Below are 17,893 nucleotides of genomic sequence, written 5' to 3'. Positions count from 1 at the left end.
ACTAATTACGAAATAATCGTATACTTACGAAAAGTTCGTAATTAGTATGGAGCGATTAACCCAACCCGAAGAGGAGGCCATGCAGGTGCTGTGGCAATTAGGTGGCGGCTTTATAAAAGATGTGCTGGAGCAACTGCCCGAGCCCAAGCCGCCTTATACTACGCTGGCCTCTACGGTAAAGAACCTGGAGCGCAAGGGATTTGTGCTGGGTGAAAAATTAGGCAACTCCTACCGCTACACCCCCCTGGTAAAGGCAGAAGAGTACCGGAAGGAGTTTATGCGCAGCTTTGTGGGCAGCTACTTTCGCAACTCTTATAAGGAGGTGGTGTCTTTCTTTGCCAAGGAACAGCAGATCAGCGCCGAGGAACTAAAGGAGATCATCCGCATGATCGAGAAAGGAAAGGAGGACTGATATGCCGCCCGTTATACTTTACCTGCTCAAGGCCAACCTGGTGCTGCTGCTGTTCTTTATAGCCTACCGCTTGTTGCTGCGCCAACTGACCTTCTATAGCTACAACCGCTTTTTCCTGCTGGCTGCGCTGGCCCTGGCAGGTTTTTTACCGCTACTGGACATTTCCTGGTTTTACGCGAAGCCGGCGCAACTCCACACCGGCCTCACCATCCTGCTGCCTGACTGGCCTGCGGCGCATGCTGCTCCCGTGCAGGAGGCGGCCCCAAGCTACTGGCACTGGGTTCTGATAACTTACCTGTCTGTGGTCGCTGTGCTGGCGGCCAGATTTATACTTCAGCTGTGCTCGCTCTGGCGCCTCCATACTTCATCGGTAGTGGCAGCGTGGGAGGGGCAGGCGTACCGGGAGCTGCGCGAAGAGGCGGGACCTTTCTCGTTTTGGCGCACGATTTACCTTAACCCGAGGCTGCATTCACCAGAAGAGCTGCGGGCCTTGCTGCTGCACGAGCAGGCACACGTGGGGCAGTTCCATACCCTGGATGTGCTATTGGGCCAACTAGCCGCTATACTTTGCTGGTTTAACCCGATAGCGTGGTGGCTGCAGCGCGACATGCGCCAGAACCTGGAGTTCCTGGCCGATGGGCAGGTGTTGCGTCAGGGTCTCGACCGAAGATCGTACCAATACAGCCTGGTGCAGGTGGGGCGTCAGCCTCAGGGCAGTGGCCTGGTCATGAGTTTTAACTTCAACCATATAAAAACCAGAATTATGATGATGAACAAGCAAGAATCCAGTTCGCTGCAGAAGTTAAAGTACCTGCTGCTTTTCCCGGGCCTCCTGGCGATGGCCTTGGTAGTTACCACTTCCAAAGCCGAAGTGCCCCTGCCTGCAGCAGTTAATAGCACTAACGTTTTAGAACAGCCTGCTTCCAAAGCATTGCCCGACAGCATCGTATACTTTGTAGATGGCAAGCGCACCCCGGCAGAAAGTATAAAAAACATCGACCCGAACCAGATTGATAAAGTGGATGTGCTGAAAGGAGAGAAGGCCTTGGAAAAGGTGAACGAGAAAGGAGTGAAGGGGGTGATCAACATCACCCTGAAAAAAGGTGATGGAACTCGTTCAACGGGTAAGGGTGCCAGGGTGGATGCGTCTGTATCGGCTGGGGAGATGGTAAAGGCTGCCGAGAATCTTCCTCAGGATGCGGTGTACTTGTTGAATGATAAAGAGACCAGCCTGCAGGAGGTAAAAAAACTCTCACCGGAAAGTATAAAGGCAGTGAGTGTGGTTAAAGACAGCGACAAAATGGTGCAGAAGTATGGAGCAAAGGCAAAGAATGGCGTTGTGATGATTTACACGAAGTAATCCAGCTTCTGAAAGTATAAAAAGCCTGCCGGTGAAAGTATAACCGGCAGGCTTTCTTATGTATAGTAAGTTTATCGATAGTTTCCTAACTCAGGCAATAGGGCAAGGGAGAGTTTTTCCTTGCGCTCTCTGGCTTCGGATGCCCAATGCCGGGCCTGCTCCACACTGCCCATAGCCTCATACACCACCGCCAGGTTATAGGCGGCACGCGCGGCTTCTTTGCGGTTGCTGCTGCCTGCCAAGGGCTCCAGCAGGCTGATGGCCTTCTGCCAGTCCTGGACAGCCATGGCGGCGGCCGCTGCACCAAAGCCTTTGGCCGAGTAATAGGGGCGGGCATAGGCAACCGGCTGCGGCGAAAGGCGGCTCCAGTAGCGGTTGCCCGTGTGCCAAGCCAGATCGTTTACAGCCGGGCCTGCGTTTGCCATCGCGGGGCCAATGGCCAGTAGGCCGCTTATCACCCCCCGCGACTGGTAGGGCGCCTCCTGTATAAGTATAAACCTGTCCAGCTGCTGACCGGTGCTGTCGTACAACGCCCAGGTGGAGGCAACCGCCAAGGTATAGTAAGCCGTTTTAGACACATCGCCGTCCTCGTCCTGCTCCCGCACGGTTTCTTGGTGGAAGTAGGTGTCGAAATGCTCCAGGGCGAGCAGCAGGTGGTGGGGTTGTCGAAAGTATACATCCTGCACTTGCTCCGGGCTTAATTTGCCGTTAATAACCGGGGTTCTGTAGTTGATGGAGTCCGTAAGCACCAGGTCGTAGGTATCGTCTTCCAGAATGGCATCAATGGCCCCTAGAAAGGCATGGTTAGCGCCGGCCTCAAAAACTGCCGTCTTTTTTGCCTGATTAAACTCCTGCAGCTGCGGGTTATACCGGTTGATGACTGCCACCTTCCACAGCTCCTGCGCCACCGGTACTGCGGCGGGCATGGTGGTGTCTACAAACAGCACCGAGGTACAGCTCACCTGCGCGGCAGCCAACACAACGTATAGCAAGCGTATCGCCTTTTTCATAGTATGTTTTTGGGAAGTATAAATTGTCTTTCAGGAGCGGAAGGTATAATAAAAAACCCCAGCTCGAAAGCCGGGGTCTCTGTATTTTTTATACTTAGTGCGGGATAATTAATCCAGCGCGTCGAAGTCAAAATCCTCCAGGTACTTGGTCGTGAAGTCACCTTCCTTGAAGCCCTTGTCATCCATCAGTTTCAGGTGGAAAGGAATGGTGGTCTTGATGCCTTCTATGACGAACTCACTTAGGGCGCGCTTCATCTTCACCAAAGCTTCCTCACGCGTCTGTGCGCTTACGATCAGCTTGGCGATCATAGAGTCGTAGTTTGGCGGAATGGTGTAGCCGGAGTATACGTGCGAGTCGATGCGAACGCCGTGGCCACCTGGCAGGTGCAGCGTCGTGATTTTGCCTGGGCTCGGGCGGAAACCGTTCTTCGGATCCTCGGCATTGATACGGCACTCAATGGCGTGCATCTTCGGGTAGTAGTTTTTACCCGTGATTTTCTCGCCGGCGGCTACCTTTATCTGCTCCTTAATCAGGTCGTAGTCAATTACCTCTTCGGTAATTGGGTGCTCCACCTGAATACGGGTGTTCATCTCCATGAAGTAGAAGTCGCGGTTTTTGTCTACCAGGAACTCGATCGTGCCCACTCCCTCGTAATTGATGGCTTTGGCACCGGCAATAGCTGCCTGTCCCATGGCATCACGCAACTCGTCGGTGATGAAAGGGGAAGGGGTTTCCTCTACAAGCTTCTGGTGGCGGCGCTGAATGGAGCAATCGCGCTCCGAGAGGTGCGCCACGTTGCCGTACTGGTCACCGATAAGTTGAATTTCGATGTGGCGCGGCTCCTCCACAAACTTCTCCAGGTACAGGCCATCGTTCCCGAAGGCTGCCTTGGCTTCCGTGCGGGCGTCGTTCCAGGCTTTCTCGAACTCAGATTCGTTTTTGATGATGCGCATGCCGCGGCCACCACCACCGGCAGTTGCTTTGATAATAACCGGGTACTTTATCTTTTTGGCAAGCTTGATGCCTTCCTCCACGTTTTTCAGCAGGCCCTCAGAGCCCGGAATAGTCGGCACGCCGGCCTTCTTCATGGTATCCTTGGCAGAAGACTTGTCGCCCATGGCGTTGATCATATCCGGCGTGGCACCGATAAACTTGATGCCGTTCTCAGCACAGATACGGGAGAACTCCGCATTCTCTGAAAGGAAGCCGTAACCCGGGTGAATGGCGTCGGCATTGGTTATTTCTGCGGCGGCAATGATGTTCGGGATGTTCAGGTACGACTGAGCGCTTGGAGGAGGGCCAATGCATACTGCCTCATCAGCAAATCGCACGTGCAGGCTTTCCTTATCGGCAGTAGAGTATACGGCCACCGTTTTAACGCCCATTTCCTTACAGGTACGGATAATACGTAGGGCAATTTCGCCACGGTTGGCGATGAGTATCTTTTTAAACATAAGTCCAGATTAGGGGATTTGAAGATTTGGAAATGTGGAAATTCTACGTGTTAAAATGAGGAAGCGGAGCCTTTGTACAAGCATCTCCACTTCCTCACGGTCACATCTTCAAACTTTCAAATTGATAGTTTAGCTAGGATCTACCAGGAACAGCGGCTGGTCGTACTCTACAGGAGAGGCGTTGTCTACCAGCACCTTCACAACTTTGCCTGATACCTCAGACTCGATCTCGTTGAACAGTTTCATGGCCTCGATGATGCAGATCACCTGACCTTTTTTAACCTCGTCGCCTACGTTCACAAACACCGGAGTTTCAGGGCTTGAGGCGCGGTAGAACGTTCCGATCATAGGTGCCTTGATGGCTACATACTTGCTATCGTCGGAGGCGGCTGGGGCAGCGGCAGGAGCCGGGGCGGCAGCAGGAGCTGGGGCCGGAGCAGCCTGAGGGGCAGCAGCCGGAGCTGGCGCAGCATGTGCGGCATGCTCAGCACCCTTTACGTACGTTACCTTCTGGTCTGGATCGCGCTTAACCGAGATCTTAAATTCTTCTGTTTCAATGTTAACTTTATTCAGGCCGGATTTGGCGATAAAGTCGATAAGGTCCTGGATTTCTTTAGCTTTCATCTTAGTTATTTAACTCTTTCAGCGTATGAGTACGTACGAGTGTCTACTTTAATTTTTTCATCCTGGCCAATAAACAGCGGCACCTGGATGGTGGCACCTGTCTCCACGATAGCTGGTTTAGAAGCGTTGGTGGCCGTGTCACCTTTAAGGCCTGGCTCCGTGTAGGTAATGGTCAGCTCCACAAACGGCGGAATCTCGCAGGTAAGCGGCGTCTCTGTCTCCGCATGGAACAGGATAGTTACCTCCTGGCCTTCCTTCATCAGGTCGGCGAAAGGCACCATTTCCTCTGGCAGGGCCACCTGCTCAAATGTGTTCAGGTCCATAAAGTTGTAGCCCATGTCGTCCTTGAAAATGAACTGGTGCGGGCGTTGTTCTACACGGGCCGTCGTTATTTTATGACCGGCAGAGAAAGTGTTGTCAAGCATTTTGCCCGAGCGTACGTTTCTAAGTCTTGTTCTTACAAACGCAGGGCCTTTGCCTGGCTTTACGTGCTGAAAATCAACTACCTGGTACAGGTCGTTGTTATATTCAATCACGAGACCGTTCTTAATATCAGCTGTGGTTGCCATATGAATTAAACTTAATGTCTTCTTAATAAGAGGGTAAAACTATATCTGATTTTGCTGTCTTGCAAAACAAAATTACGCATTCTGCTGAAAACATCGTTAAAAAAGATATTCGTTCAAACGCTAATCACCTCTGTTACACTTTGCTAACCTGCTCTTGCAAGATCTTGTTGCGTTGTGGCTCGTGTGGCGTCTGGTTTTGTTGCCTTGCCTGCTTCAGGCGCAGCATGGTTAAAGCAGCCAGCAGCGCCATGGTCCCGAAAGTATAAATGGAAATGGACTCCAGAAAACGGTACAGTTCACCGCCCATCAGGTCCCTGATGTTTATGCCCACCAGCACGCAGCCTGTCACCGTTAGTACCTTCGCTACATTAGGGAGCCCTGCAAAGTGGTAGAGCAGAAGCACCATGCAGGGCAGCGTGAACAGGAAAGCATTCAGGCTGGTGACGGCAAACAACGGGATAAAGGCAACGAGTACCGCCACATCGTAGATGGTGCGCTGCCGTAGCCCTGCGCCGGCCCTTACAAAGTATAGGATATAGAGACCGATGAGCGCCAGTAAGCTGATCTGGTATACTTTAATGGCAGCCTCGGTGGTAAGTATAAACTGCAGTGGGGTATAGCGCGCCAGTACAGAGAAAATAGTATGATTGCCGCTTTGCAACAGGTCCTGCTTGGCGCCCAGTTCTATGAGCAGCTCCTGAAACCAGCCGTTATACAAACCGGTAAATGCCTCTGGGGATGGGTACAGAACAAACGGCAGCAAGCCCAGCAACACTACTGTTATAGCTGTTGCCAGCAGGGCACTGAAATTTTTCCTGAGCACCAGGTAAGGCAGGAAAATGAGCCCGAAGGGCTTGATAAACAAACTGGCGGCCAGTATGGCTCCTACTGCCACATGCTGCTCCCTTCGCCAGCACACCAGCAGGAGTACGTAGAGTGCCAGCAGCACAAAGTTAACCTGCCCCAGGTGCCACTCGCGGTGCACATGCGCGCCCACTGCCAGAAAAGCAAGCAGCAGCACGGTGTTCTTCTGTTTAGCGCTAGGGTAAGTATCATCATGGGCTGCCATTTGAAACAGCACCTGCAGCACGGCTACCGTAAGGAACAGCAATAAAAGCCAGAAGAAGATCTTAGCGGCTGAGAAAGGCAAAAGCGTCAGCGGGATAAAGTACAGGCCCGCAGTGGGAGAGTACTTGTAAACATAGTGCCCGTCCGATGCGATGCGGTAGATTTCTTCACCCTGCAGCATCCGGGCAGCCGTTCTATAGTATACTTCCAGGTCGTGCATCCAGAAGCGCTCGTTGATGATCTCTCCGATAAGAAGTATGATACCGGCAAGTACAATGGCAATGGCCCAGGCGTGTTGGGCAGTGAGGAGTTTTTTGGTTGGCATGTTAAGTTTGTTTGCAGGCCGGCTATACTTGCCGACGCCTATGCTGTTGTTGTTACTGGTAGTAAACCTCGTCGAAACTACAATTATAGCGGTATTTTTGCAATGTTTCTACAGCCGGTGGTATAAAAGCGTTAAATGAAGAGGGCGTGTACCTGGGCTTTGGAAGGGAAGTTTTGCCGTGTCAGTTTGATTCCTGTAGCTTTGTCCCCCAACTTAAACATCCTTTAAAGTATAAATCTGCCATGGTACACCCGGATCTTGCCTCCGTTAAAGCGCTGCTCGATGATCGGGTGGAGAAGTATAACCAGCCCAATTTTATCCCTAACGACCCGGTTTCTATTCCGCACCGTTTCTCCAAAAAACAGGACATTGAGATTAGCGGTTTTTTTGCAGCCATACTAGCCTGGGGCCAGCGCAAGACCATCATCAATAATTGCATAAAGCTGATGGATCTGATGGACAACGCGCCGCACGATTTTATACTTCATCACCAGGAGCAGGATCTGCAGCGGCTGCTCGGCTTCAAGCACCGCACCTTCAACGATACTGATCTTTTATACTTGCTGCATTTTTTCCGGTGGTACTACAGCCAGCACGAGAGCCTGGAGACGGCCTTCACCGGGGAGCATTGTGAGTTGCCTACCCAACGGGACAGGCTCGTATACTTTCATAACCTGGTGTTCAGCCTGGAGGATGCCCCGCAGCGCACCCGCAAGCACATTGCCACCCCCGCCCGCAAATCGGCCTGCAAGCGGCTGAACATGTACCTGCGCTGGATGGTGCGCCAGGACAACGGCGGTGTGGACTTTGGCATCTGGAAGAATATACCCATGAGCGAGCTGGTGTGTCCCTGCGATGTGCACGTGGAGCGGGTAGCCCGCCGCCTGGGGCTCATCACGCGAAAGGGGATGGATTGGGATACGGCCGAGGAACTAACAGCCCACCTGCGCGCTTTTGACCCCACCGACCCCGTAAAGTATGACTACGCCCTGTTCGGCCTGGGAGTGGAGGAGAAGTTCTGATGTTTTGCAAGATCGTAGGCTGAGTCTGGTCAAGGAACGGTAGCCCCAAGGGCCATCTAAAAGCAAGCCTTGGCTTCAGTATACGCAAACCGGATGGGGTTAAGGCCGTACATGGAAGTATGCCTATTGCTTTGGCTTATAGCTACATAGGCCGGCTGTGCGACATGAAAAGTTTAGGCGGAGGTACAACGTTTTTAAAGTATAAGCTACGCTACTCCAAAAGCTTGGAGGCACAGCAGCAATCTGGCAAGAGCTTAAGAGTTGAAGTATGAACACACCTGCACAACAAACAGGAAGCAAAACTCCTCCATCCACCGGCAATGCGCCTGCCAATGCCAACAAGAAAAATCCCATGCCCCCCAGCAGAACGTGGCTCTGGTTTTTAGGCCTGCTCTTGCTCAATTATTTTATCGCGAAGTCTTTTTTCCCCGGTGCAGGCGAGCCGGTTAAGGTGCCTTACACCCTCTTTAAAGATGAAGTAGCCAAGAACAATGTAAAGGCGATTTATACCAAGGGTGATCTGATCTCAGGGCAGTTTATCCGGGAGGTAACCTACAGGCCCCAGGATGCGGACAGCACTGCGAAAATTGAGGCGGTGCCGGTCACACACTTCGCTACCATCGTGCCTTCTTTTGTCGATCCAGGCCTAGAGGAATTATTGATTGAGCATGGGGTGGAGATACGGGCGGAGCCAATCCAGGAAGCGCCCAACCCCCTGCTGTCCTTTCTCTCCCTCTTCGGCCCGGCCTTAATCATCATCGGCTTTTACATCTGGATGTACAGACGGGCTAAAAGCCAGGCAGGCATGGGCATGGGGGGCTTCATGGGCATAGGAAAAAGCGGAGCCAAACGCTTCGACAAGGACACACAGAAACGGGTTACGTTCGATGATGTAGCCGGCATTGATGAAGCGGAAAACGAGCTGGTGGAAATCGTGGACTTCCTGAAAGACCCTAAAAAGTATACCCGCCTGGGTGGCGCCGCTCCCAAGGGCGTTTTGCTGATTGGCTCGCCCGGCACCGGTAAAACCCTGCTGGCGCGCGCCGTGGCAGGCGAGGCGGGAGTACCATTCTTCTCCATGAGCGCGTCGGAATTTGTGGAGATGATTGTGGGGGTAGGTGCCGCCAGGGTGCGCGACCTCTTTAAGCAGGCGCGGGAGCATGCACCGGCTATTATTTTTATAGATGAGTTGGACTCGATAGGCCGCGCCCGCGGGCAGCAAGCTGTGGGCGGCGCCAGCGAGCAGGAACAGACCCTGAACCAGATTCTCACTGAAATGGACGGCTTTGACAGCAAGGAGGGTGTGATTGTGCTGGCGGCAACCAACCAACCCGATGTGCTCGACAAGGCTTTGCTCAGGCCCGGGCGCTTCGACAGGCGCGTGGTGGTTAATTTGCCGGACAAGAACGGGCGGGAGGAGATTTTGAAGGTGCACACGCGTAATGTTCCGCTGGCACCAGAGGTGCAGCTGGATGAAATCGCCGCAGCTACGCCCGGCTTTTCAGGAGCTGACATACGGAACCTGGTGAACGAAGCGGCGCTGCTGGCAGCGCGCCGAAATCAGGATGTAGTGACCTCCAAAGACTTTTTTGATGCCCTGGAGAAGATTGTGCTCGGCCCGGAACGCCCGCTGCTCCTGAGCTTCGATGACCGGGAGCGGATTGCTTACCACGAAGGCGGGCATGCCATATTAGGCCTGGTGGTACCCGGCGCAGACCCGGTAAACCGCGTAACCATTGTGCCGCGGGGCCAGGCGCTCGGTGTCACCTACCAGCGCCCTGACAGTGACCGCTACAATTACTCTGAAGAATATTTGCGCGGCAAGATCATCGGTATCTTAGGCGGACGATCGGCGGAAGAGATTGTGTACGGCAACCGCACCACTGGCGCCGAGAACGATATTGAACAGGCGACCAACCTGGCCCGTTCCATGGTTACCCGCTGGGGCATGAACGACAAGCTGGGCATGGTACAACTGGCACCGCGTCAGAACCAGTTTCTGGGAGGCAGCAGTGGTTACCAGGGAGCCAAACCATTCAGTGAGGCAACGGCCAAGGCGGTAGATGAAGAGGTACTGCGCATCATCAACGAAGCCCACAAAGAAGCGCAGCGCCTGCTGGTAAAGTTTCGGAAAGAACTGGATGCGCTGGCGCATGCCTTGCTGGAACGCGAAACACTGGATGAGCAGGAGATTCTGCAGGTTACCGGTCTTCCGCCAGCACCGCCGCTGCAAAGCCGAAAGGTAATCGAGGCCACCTCCTGATAAGTATATTCTCAACCTTAGTTCCGAAGTATAAACGCTCAGGTAAATGAGCAGAAGAGGACATCAGTCTATACTTGGTATATGGATGAAAGTGTTTAGGAATTTGAGTAAGTATAAGTATAAAATCTAGGTTGGGGATGCTGTTAGGGGCCGAGGAGTAAATCCAGATTCCCTCGCTTCCCAGATGCGACTTTTGACACCTGTAAAATGCTTCCTCCCGAGGAAGCAGGGATGTTACATTCTGATCAGCTTACTTCTTTTGGCGCGAGCGTCCACGCTCGTGACGAGCTATCGTTTTGGCCTCCGACCCAGTCGGATTACAAATCCGACCTCATAACAAAGCACGGGTTGCAAACCCGCGCCAGCAAGTGGGGAGTGAGATAGCCCTGCTTCCTTGGAGGGGCGGGGTGGCCTAATCGTAACTGAGGTTTTAAAGTATAAAAGGCGGGCCGCTGTAACACATACAGCGGCCCGCCTTTTATACTTTATACTTTTGCTTTTCTATTGATCCCACCAAAGCGTTAAGGAGAGGTCGGTTACGTCCGGCGTGTTTGGGTTCTTGGATGCCTCACCGGAAGGATAGGCTACCCGCCGGATAAAGGTTGGCAAAGCAGCACCCGCAGGTAAGGTAAAGTTGGCATACTGGTAGTCATAGCGGCGGGCGTCGTTCCAGGCTTCCGGGTTCAGGTAGGTTACCACATACTTCTCCTGGAAAATCCTGTCGAGCGAAAGTTCAGAAGCGCTTTGGGCCACGGCAGCGCTGCTCAAATACGCTTCAGCATCTGCCTGAGCCACCTCCAGCAGCTCCATACTTGCGCGGATAGCTTCGCGGTATGCTGCAAAAGCCCTGTCCAGCTGGCCAGCCCTGAAAGCAGCCTCCGCCTCAATCAGCTTCACCTCCGGATAGGACACGATAATCAGCGGCGATTCGTCCCCGGTAAGCGGGGAGTTGCGGGAGATATAATTCTCATCCTTCACCGTGTTGTTGGCGGGGCCAACGTTGCCGGTGCCGTTAGGGGTGCCCACATAGTTGCCGTTAACGGTTGTGTCTGTTAGCTGCTCCAGGCGCGGGTCAAACACGCCGTACGAGGTGCCGTCCAGGTGCTGTATCAGTTGCTCGGAGAGCCAGCCGCCCAACAGGTTGCCCGCATTACTCAGTGCCACGGCTGCCCAGGGGTTACGCGTCTGGAAAACTCCCATCTCGGCGTTGTCCGCGTTAGAAGTATAGGAGTTGTCTACTGCCTCCAGCACTGCCTGGGGGTTGTAGGAAGAGGTGCCGCTGAGCTTGTTCAGTTGCCTGGCCTTTAAGGCATAGGCAGTCTTTACCCAATTCGCCACGTTGCCTTCGTGTATCACATCGCTGGTAGCAAGTAACCGCACCGAAGATTCAGGTTTTTGCAGCTCTACAATCGCCTCGTCCAGCAGCTGTGTAGTCACATCATAAAGGTTTGCTTCGTCATCAAAAGCAGGGGTTAGGGTGATGTTGGCAAAGGCCTCTGAATAGGGCGCGTCTCCCCACATATCGTTTACCAATGCCAAATGATAGGCCATCAGGACATCGGCCACCCCCACATACTCCGTTGCTCCCTGCTCCATGGCCAGCTGGCGCATGTCGTAAATATCGGCCATGGCCCAGTAGAGCGCATCCCAGGTGCCGGTATAATCGGTGATCTGGTAAGTGTCTGAAGAACCGCCCGCCGAGGGACTGGCCAGGTACTGCACAAAGTAGGAGGTGATGTTGCTCACCATGTAGCTGTTCATGCCGGTTTTGTGCGTGGTGGTGGTCAGGAGGGTGGGCAAAGGCGGATTGGGAACCAGGTTCGGGTTATCCTCCTTGTCAAAATAATCTTCGCAGCCCTGCAGGCCTGCTACTGCCCCCATGATGGCAAAGGCGAGTATATATCGGAAGATCTTTTTCATATCTGTATTAGTTAAAGGCCAATGTTTAAGGTGAACAGGTAGCTGCGCACGGCAGGATAAGTAAAGCCTGAGAAGCCATCCACGTTGCTGCCGCTAGGCGAGAAGCTCGTTTCCGGGTCAAATCCTTTATAGTCGGTGGACAGCCACAGGTTGTTGCCGGTAAAGGATAAAGCGGCATTGCGGATGAAGATGTTCTCGAACCAGCGTTGCGGCAGGCTGTAGCGCAGCGTCAGGGAGCGCAAGCGCACCCAGGAGGCATCCTCCACGAAATTCTCCGACACGCCCCGGTAGAAGCGGCGGTAGTAGCCGTCGCCGTAGTTCACGCCATCCGGACCAGTGCCCTGGCCCAGCCATACTTCCTTGGTGTTGGGTGTGCCGTCAGACAGCACCCCTTCAAACACGCGCGTTTGGTTGCGGTTCTCGGTGTATTCGGCTATACCAAAGGCGGCGAAGAAGTTGTCCATCTGGTTATATTTCTCCAGGCCCACACGGGCATCGAGCAAGGCGGTCAGGCTAAGTCCCTTGTAGGTGAAGGTATTCGTGAAGCCGCCGATCCAATCAGGTTGTGAGTTGCCCAGGAGTTTCTGGCTGGATAAGGGCGCCCTTACCGGGAAGCCATCTGCACCAATCACGATGGGGCGCGACTCGTCGATAAAGAGTGGGTCTTCCTCCTGTCCCGGACCATAATAACGCTGCCAGTGCGAGCCGTAGATGTTGCCATACGGCTGCCCTTCAATCAGTTTCATGGTCACCGTGGAGCCCACATAGCCAAACTGAGAGGCATAGGTTACTTCCTCCAGCCCCTCCGGAAGGCTCAGGATCTTGTTTCTGTTGGCCGAGAAGATAAGCTTGGAATCCCAGTTAAAGTTAGTAGTGCGCACGGGTGTAGCGTTCAGCACAATCTCAACGCCTTTGTTGCGCATCTCCCCGGCGTTAATGGCTGCCCGCACAAAGCCGGTGGTGCTGGCCACATCTATGTTAAGGATCTGGTCTTTGCTAAGGGAGTAATAATAGGTAAAGTCAAACCCGATGCGGTTATCCAGGAACGACATCTCCAGACCAGCTTCAAAGGTATTCGTGAATTCTGGCTTAAGACCAGGATTGCCTAACAAGGCAGCGCGCGTCACCCCGGTATAACCTGTCGGTAGGTTGGTGTAAGGGGCGTAACCGGAGGAGATAGAGTAAGGAGACGCATCTTTGCCTATCTGAGCGTAAGAGAGCCTTACCTTTGTCTGGTTGATGAAATCCGGCAGCTCCAGGTGCTCTGAGGCAATGTAACTTATACTTGCCGAGGGGTAAAAGAAGGAGCGCTTAGACTTGGACAGGGTAGAGGTAATGTCGTTTCTGCCTGTCAGCGTCAGGAACAGGAAATCGCCGTAGTCAAACGAGGCCTCCCCGAAAATACCCATCAGCCTATACTCGCTCTCGTTCTCCGAAGAAGAGAGGAACCTGGCATTGGAGAGTTTGAAATAGTCGAACACTGACAGCTCTTCGCCCTGCACGCCGAAGCTCTTGATGTGCTCGTCGTAGAGTTCGTGGCCCAAACGCAGCGTAGCGTTAAATTTGTCTCCGAATGACTTGTTCAAAGAGGTGATGAAAGTGGAGTTTATGGACCTGAATTTGGTAGTATACTCATGCACAAAACCCTGACCGTTGTCATCCAGCAGCCGCTCGTCCGGAACGTTTCTGGGACCTGGAGCCGTGCGTGTGCGGTCGTCGGTATAGGTGTCCAGGCCGATGCGGTAATTGAAGTCGAGCCAGCTAAGCGGCTTGTAGCTAAAGTTTAACCCTCCGATAAAACGGCTTACATCGTCTTCGAACTGGTTGGTGGAGGCGGCGTAAATCGGATTGTCGTTGCCATAAGACTGCATGGTGCCATCGGGCTTCACGTAGTCCCGCACATCCCAGCGCGGCGACCAATAGCTAAGCATTTCGTTAAAGCGGTCAGCGTTGTAGCGCTTGCCTCCGGAGCGGATATAGTTAAAGTTACCGCCCGTGCTGAACTTCTCGCTCAGCTTCACATCGGTGTTCAGGCGGGCTGAGGTATTCTGGTAATCGGTGAAGGGCAACACACCCTCATGGTCCAGGCGAGAAAGTGAGGACGAGAAGGTGATGGCATCGGTTCCTCCCGAGAAGGTGAGCGTGTTGCGGAATTGGCTTCCTGTTTCATAGGCATCCTCAAAGTGATTGTAGATGCCTTCCGGGTGGGTTGGGTCTATTTGCCGTGCCTCCTGCCAGGTGGGTCCCCAGGAAGGCCAGAAGCTGGTCGGATCGTATACGCCAGTATAGCCTTGGGTATACGTGTCCTGTATCTTCGGAAATTTGTTAACTTCCTCCCAGCCGGCAGTGCTCGTAAAGTTCACGCGCATCTCTCCCTTCTTCCCGGATTTGGTGGTGATAACGACCACGCCGTTGGCTCCCCGAAGCCCGTAAAGCGCTGTCGCCGCGCCGCCACGCAGGATGTTTATACTTTCAATGTCATCGGGGTTGAGGTCGGCGAGGCGGTTGCTCATGCCGCGCAGTTCGGCGCCCTCACCAAAAGTGGAGGTGGAGTTGTTCACCTGAATCCCATCAATAACGAAGAGCGGCTGGTTAGGCCGGTTGGGGTCGATGGAGTTGATACCGCGTATCTGGATGTTGGCACCCTGTCCCGGCGCGCCGCCAGTGCTTGAGATGGTAACCCCCGCCACCTTGCCCTGCATGGCATTGAGCACGTTGGGCTGGCGGTTTTGTACCAGTTCCTCTGACCGTACTTCCTGTGCGGCATAGCCCAGGGCTTTTTTCTCGCGAGTAATGCCCAGCGCCGTTACCACCACCTCATCCAGTTGCTGGGTATCGGTGGCCATGACCACGTTAACCTGGCGCTGGTTCCCCACTCGGATTTCCTGAATCCTGTAGCCAAGGAAACGGAACTCCAGTATGGACTCATCACTGGGTACATTAAGCGTGAACCTGCCATCGGCGTCGGTGGTAGTGCCGATGGTGGTGCCTTTCACGGTTACACTTACGCCGGGCAAGGGCATGCCCTCGTCGGCTCCTGTAACCCTGCCGCTCACGGTGTTCTCCTGGGCTAACGCGGGTACCCAGCAGCACATCAGCAGCAATACAAGAAGGGTAAAACTGTTTCTCATAGGAATATTTATTAGTGTGATTTATAAAGCAGACACAGAAGCTGTGAAGGTCCCATGGAAGGAAATATCACCTTGCCATGAGTAGGTGGTAAAGGGAGCGAAGTAGAGAATAGTATAGCCTTGCCATAGCTGCTTCTTCAGACAGGTATATCAAAAACTTATACTTTATACTTGTAATGATTATAGGGTATTATAGTTGATGTCTTCAATAAAGTTTCATAGATATTGATATATTTAGCTGTGGTTAAGCATATAATCCTCTTAAAAGGCGAAAACGATGATGAAATCTATACTTCCGGGCCTCTACCTGTACTTTGCTGTATACCTGATGTTTGGGGCTTCTCCTGGTGCAGCAGCTCAAAGTTTCTCCATAGAGTCTGTCATGAGCCACCCTTTCCCGACGGAGTTGACCACGGCGGCTGAAGGCTCCAGAATGGTTTGGGCATTTAATGAACAGGGGCGCCGCAATGTGTATGTGGCAGAAGGGCCGGATTTTAAGTATAGGAGGCTTACTAACTACCTGAAGGATGATGGCCAGGAAATCACAAGTTTGTCTGTTTCGAATGATGGGCAGTGGGTGGTGTATGTGCGTGGCGGTGAGCATGGCTCTATCTGGGATGAGCACGAGACTGTAAACCCCGAAAGCCTGCCGATTCCTCCAAAAGTGGAAGTATGGCGTGTACCGTTTAGCGGCGGCGAGCCGGTGCGGATAGGAGAGGGCGGTTACCCTGTTATCTCTCCAAATAACAGAGAGGTAGCCTATACTTTTAAGGGGCAAGTATGGCTGGCACCATTGGATGGATCAGCGCCTGCGCAGCCTCTCTTCGTAACCCGCGGCAACGTGGGCTCGCTGGTATGGTCGCCGGATGGGGCGCAGCTGGCCTTTGTGGCCAACCGCCAGGGCCATGCCTTTATCGGCATTTACACTAATCCTGAAATGCCCATCCAATGGGTAGCGCCCGCTCTGGCCAGCGACCGTTCCCCGCGCTGGTCCCCGGACGGCAAGCGGCTGGCTTTTGTGCGCACGCAAGGCACGGGAGGCGCGCCGCAGCCGCTCCTGACGTGGCAGCACCGGCCCTGGAGCATCTGGGTGGCCGACGTAGCATCTGGTGAAGCCAAACAAGTATGGAAAGCACCGCAGACCCTGCGTGGCTCCATCCCGCGGACGAACGGAAGCTTTAACCTGCACTGGGGGGCAGGAGACCGAATTGTATATGTTTCGTATGAAGACGGCTGGCCGCATCTGTACTCCATTCCTGCTGAGGGAGGAAAACCGCTGTTGCTTACCCCGGGCCAGTTTGCCGTGGAGCATGTCAAGCTAAGCCACGACCGGAAATGGCTCGTATTTAGCGCCAACACCGGGCCAGATAAAGAGGATATAGACCGCCGCCACGTAGCGCGCGTGCCTGTAGACAAAGCCGACACGGAGGTGCTCACCACGGGAGATGGCATCGAGATGATGCCAGTGCTGACAGGGGATGGACGAACACTGGCCTTGTTGAGCGCGACTGCCCAGCGCCCGCCCCTGCCTTCCGTAATGGACTTCAAGCGCAAAGCCAAAATCAAGCTCCTGGCCGATGATTTACTCCCCGCAGACTATCCGCAGCAGAAACTGGTAGTGCCCAAGCAGGTCACGTTTAAGGCAGAGGATGGCGTGCTGCTGCACGGGCAGCTGTTCGAGCCGAAAGGGGGCGGGCGCAATAAACCGGCGATTGTGTACGTGCATGGCGGGCCTTCGCGGCAGATGCTGCTGGGCTGGCACTACTCCGACTACTATAATAATGTGTATGCCATGAACCAATACCTGGCCAGCATGGGCTTTGTGGTGCTGTCGGTAAACTACAGGCTGGGCATTGGCTACGGGTATGATTTCCAGCACCGCGAAAACAGCGGCGAATCAGGGGCCTCGGAGTATAAAGACATCCGCGCGGCAGGCAAGTGGCTGGCCGCTCAGCCGCAGGTGGACGCCAAGCGCATTGGGGTTTATGGCGGTTCCTATGGTGGTTACCTTACTGGGCTGGCCCTGGCACATAACTCCGATCTGTTTGCCGCAGGCGTAAACATCCATGGCATGAGTGATTTGACTTACGGAGGCATTGCCCGTATCCTCTACCCGGACCGCTACGAAAAGGCGCCCGACGCCGAGCAGGCCGTGGAGGTTATGTGGAAGTCTTCACCGGCCGCCTGGGTAGCTAACTGGACCTCGCCCGTGCTTATCATCCATGCCGACGACGACCGTAACGTGGATTTCCGCGACAGCATGGACCTGGTGCGCCGCCTGGAAGATAAAGGTGTACCGTTCGAAACGCTGGTGCTGGTGGACGATACCCACCACTGGATGCGCTTTGCCAATGCCGTGAAAGTAAACGCGGCCACGGCTGACTTCTTTAAAAGAAAATTGCTGAACACCGGCGAAGTGGGTCTGCAGAAGGGGAGATAACAATTTTCTATTGAAAGATTGCTTCAACTTCTGCCGCCCAGGGAAGTATAACCGGAAGAAACGCTCAATAGAAAATGGAAAAAGACAAAGAAAAATACCTGGAGGCACTGCGCCAAAACAAAGGAAAGGAAGACGAAATTGATTTAGGGAAAAGCCTGGGCTTCAGCAAGGAGTATACTGACAAGATTATTCAGGAACTGATGGCCGAAGAACGGATCACCTACTATGCGGGCCCAACCTGCAATTATAAAGTAGTGGAGTAAGATTTACAAAGAAGGTATTCCTATTGCCGTT

Annotated in this window: 13 protein-coding genes; 6 read left to right on the top strand and 7 right to left on the bottom strand. The window is 53.6% G+C overall.

Annotated elements, in window-relative coordinates:
• The first annotated feature begins 46 nt into the window (after nucleotides 1–46).
• Complete coding sequence (locus tag BM040_RS02065) at nucleotides 47–412, top strand: BlaI/MecI/CopY family transcriptional regulator (RefSeq protein ID WP_092098530.1); 366 nt, start codon at nucleotides 47–49, stop codon at nucleotides 410–412.
• A 1-nt stretch (nucleotide 413) separates the two neighbouring features.
• Entirely contained in the window at nucleotides 414–1,772 is a 1,359-nt protein-coding gene (locus BM040_RS02060) for a M56 family metallopeptidase (RefSeq protein WP_092098528.1), read from the top strand.
• Nucleotides 1,773–1,843: 71 nt separating this feature from the next.
• Here BM040_RS02060 and BM040_RS02055 read toward each other — a convergent pair whose 3' ends face one another.
• From BM040_RS02055 to BM040_RS02035, 5 genes are all read right to left on the bottom strand, one after another.
• Complete coding sequence (locus BM040_RS02055; RefSeq protein WP_092098526.1) at nucleotides 1,844–2,782, bottom strand: DUF6340 family protein; 939 nt, start codon at nucleotides 2,780–2,782, stop codon at nucleotides 1,844–1,846.
• A 108-nt stretch (nucleotides 2,783–2,890) separates the two neighbouring features.
• Nucleotides 2,891–4,237, bottom strand: a complete 1,347-nt coding sequence (accC, locus tag BM040_RS02050) for an acetyl-CoA carboxylase biotin carboxylase subunit (protein WP_092098524.1) — start codon at nucleotides 4,235–4,237, stop codon at nucleotides 2,891–2,893.
• 129 nt (nucleotides 4,238–4,366) lie between these two features.
• On the bottom strand, nucleotides 4,367–4,861 hold the full coding sequence (gene accB, locus BM040_RS02045) for an acetyl-CoA carboxylase biotin carboxyl carrier protein (RefSeq protein ID WP_092098522.1): 495 nt from the start codon (nucleotides 4,859–4,861) through the stop codon (nucleotides 4,367–4,369).
• A 5-nt stretch (nucleotides 4,862–4,866) separates the two neighbouring features.
• Entirely contained in the window at nucleotides 4,867–5,430 is a 564-nt protein-coding gene (gene efp / locus BM040_RS02040) for an elongation factor P (protein WP_092098520.1), read from the bottom strand.
• A 133-nt stretch (nucleotides 5,431–5,563) separates the two neighbouring features.
• Complete coding sequence (locus BM040_RS02035; protein WP_092098518.1) at nucleotides 5,564–6,823, bottom strand: glycosyltransferase family 87 protein; 1,260 nt, start codon at nucleotides 6,821–6,823, stop codon at nucleotides 5,564–5,566.
• A 242-nt stretch (nucleotides 6,824–7,065) separates the two neighbouring features.
• Here BM040_RS02035 and BM040_RS02030 point away from each other — a divergent pair, with 242 nt between their 5' ends.
• Nucleotides 7,066–7,845: a TIGR02757 family protein gene (locus BM040_RS02030; protein WP_092098515.1), complete on the top strand. Its 780-nt coding sequence runs from the start codon at nucleotides 7,066–7,068 to the stop codon at nucleotides 7,843–7,845.
• A gap of 268 nt (nucleotides 7,846–8,113) precedes the next feature.
• On the top strand, nucleotides 8,114–10,108 hold the full coding sequence (ftsH, locus tag BM040_RS02025) for an ATP-dependent zinc metalloprotease FtsH (protein WP_092098513.1): 1,995 nt from the start codon (nucleotides 8,114–8,116) through the stop codon (nucleotides 10,106–10,108).
• Between the two features lie 501 nt (nucleotides 10,109–10,609).
• Here ftsH and BM040_RS02020 read toward each other — a convergent pair.
• Together BM040_RS02020 and BM040_RS02015 are read right to left on the bottom strand one after the other, a co-directional pair.
• Nucleotides 10,610–12,028 carry a SusD/RagB family nutrient-binding outer membrane lipoprotein gene (locus tag BM040_RS02020; protein WP_092098511.1) on the bottom strand — a complete coding sequence of 473 codons (1,419 nt, stop codon included), beginning with the start codon at nucleotides 12,026–12,028 and terminating at the stop codon, nucleotides 10,610–10,612.
• An 11-nt stretch (nucleotides 12,029–12,039) separates the two neighbouring features.
• Entirely contained in the window at nucleotides 12,040–15,159 is a 3,120-nt protein-coding gene (locus BM040_RS02015) for a SusC/RagA family TonB-linked outer membrane protein (RefSeq protein ID WP_092098506.1), read from the bottom strand.
• A gap of 277 nt (nucleotides 15,160–15,436) precedes the next feature.
• Here BM040_RS02015 and BM040_RS02010 point away from each other — a divergent pair, with 277 nt between their 5' ends.
• Together BM040_RS02010 and BM040_RS02005 are read left to right on the top strand one after the other, a co-directional pair.
• Nucleotides 15,437–17,599, top strand: a complete 2,163-nt coding sequence (locus BM040_RS02010; RefSeq protein ID WP_092098504.1) for a S9 family peptidase — start codon at nucleotides 15,437–15,439, stop codon at nucleotides 17,597–17,599.
• 74 nt (nucleotides 17,600–17,673) lie between these two features.
• Nucleotides 17,674–17,862, top strand: a complete 189-nt coding sequence (locus tag BM040_RS02005; protein ID WP_092098502.1) for a hypothetical protein — start codon at nucleotides 17,674–17,676, stop codon at nucleotides 17,860–17,862.
• The last annotated feature ends 31 nt before the right edge of the window (nucleotides 17,863–17,893 follow it).

It is taken from the genome of Pontibacter chinhatensis (assembly GCF_900113285.1).
Classification (GTDB): domain Bacteria; phylum Bacteroidota; class Bacteroidia; order Cytophagales; family Hymenobacteraceae; genus Pontibacter; species Pontibacter chinhatensis.
This window is presented reverse-complemented; position numbering and strand designations above follow the sequence as displayed.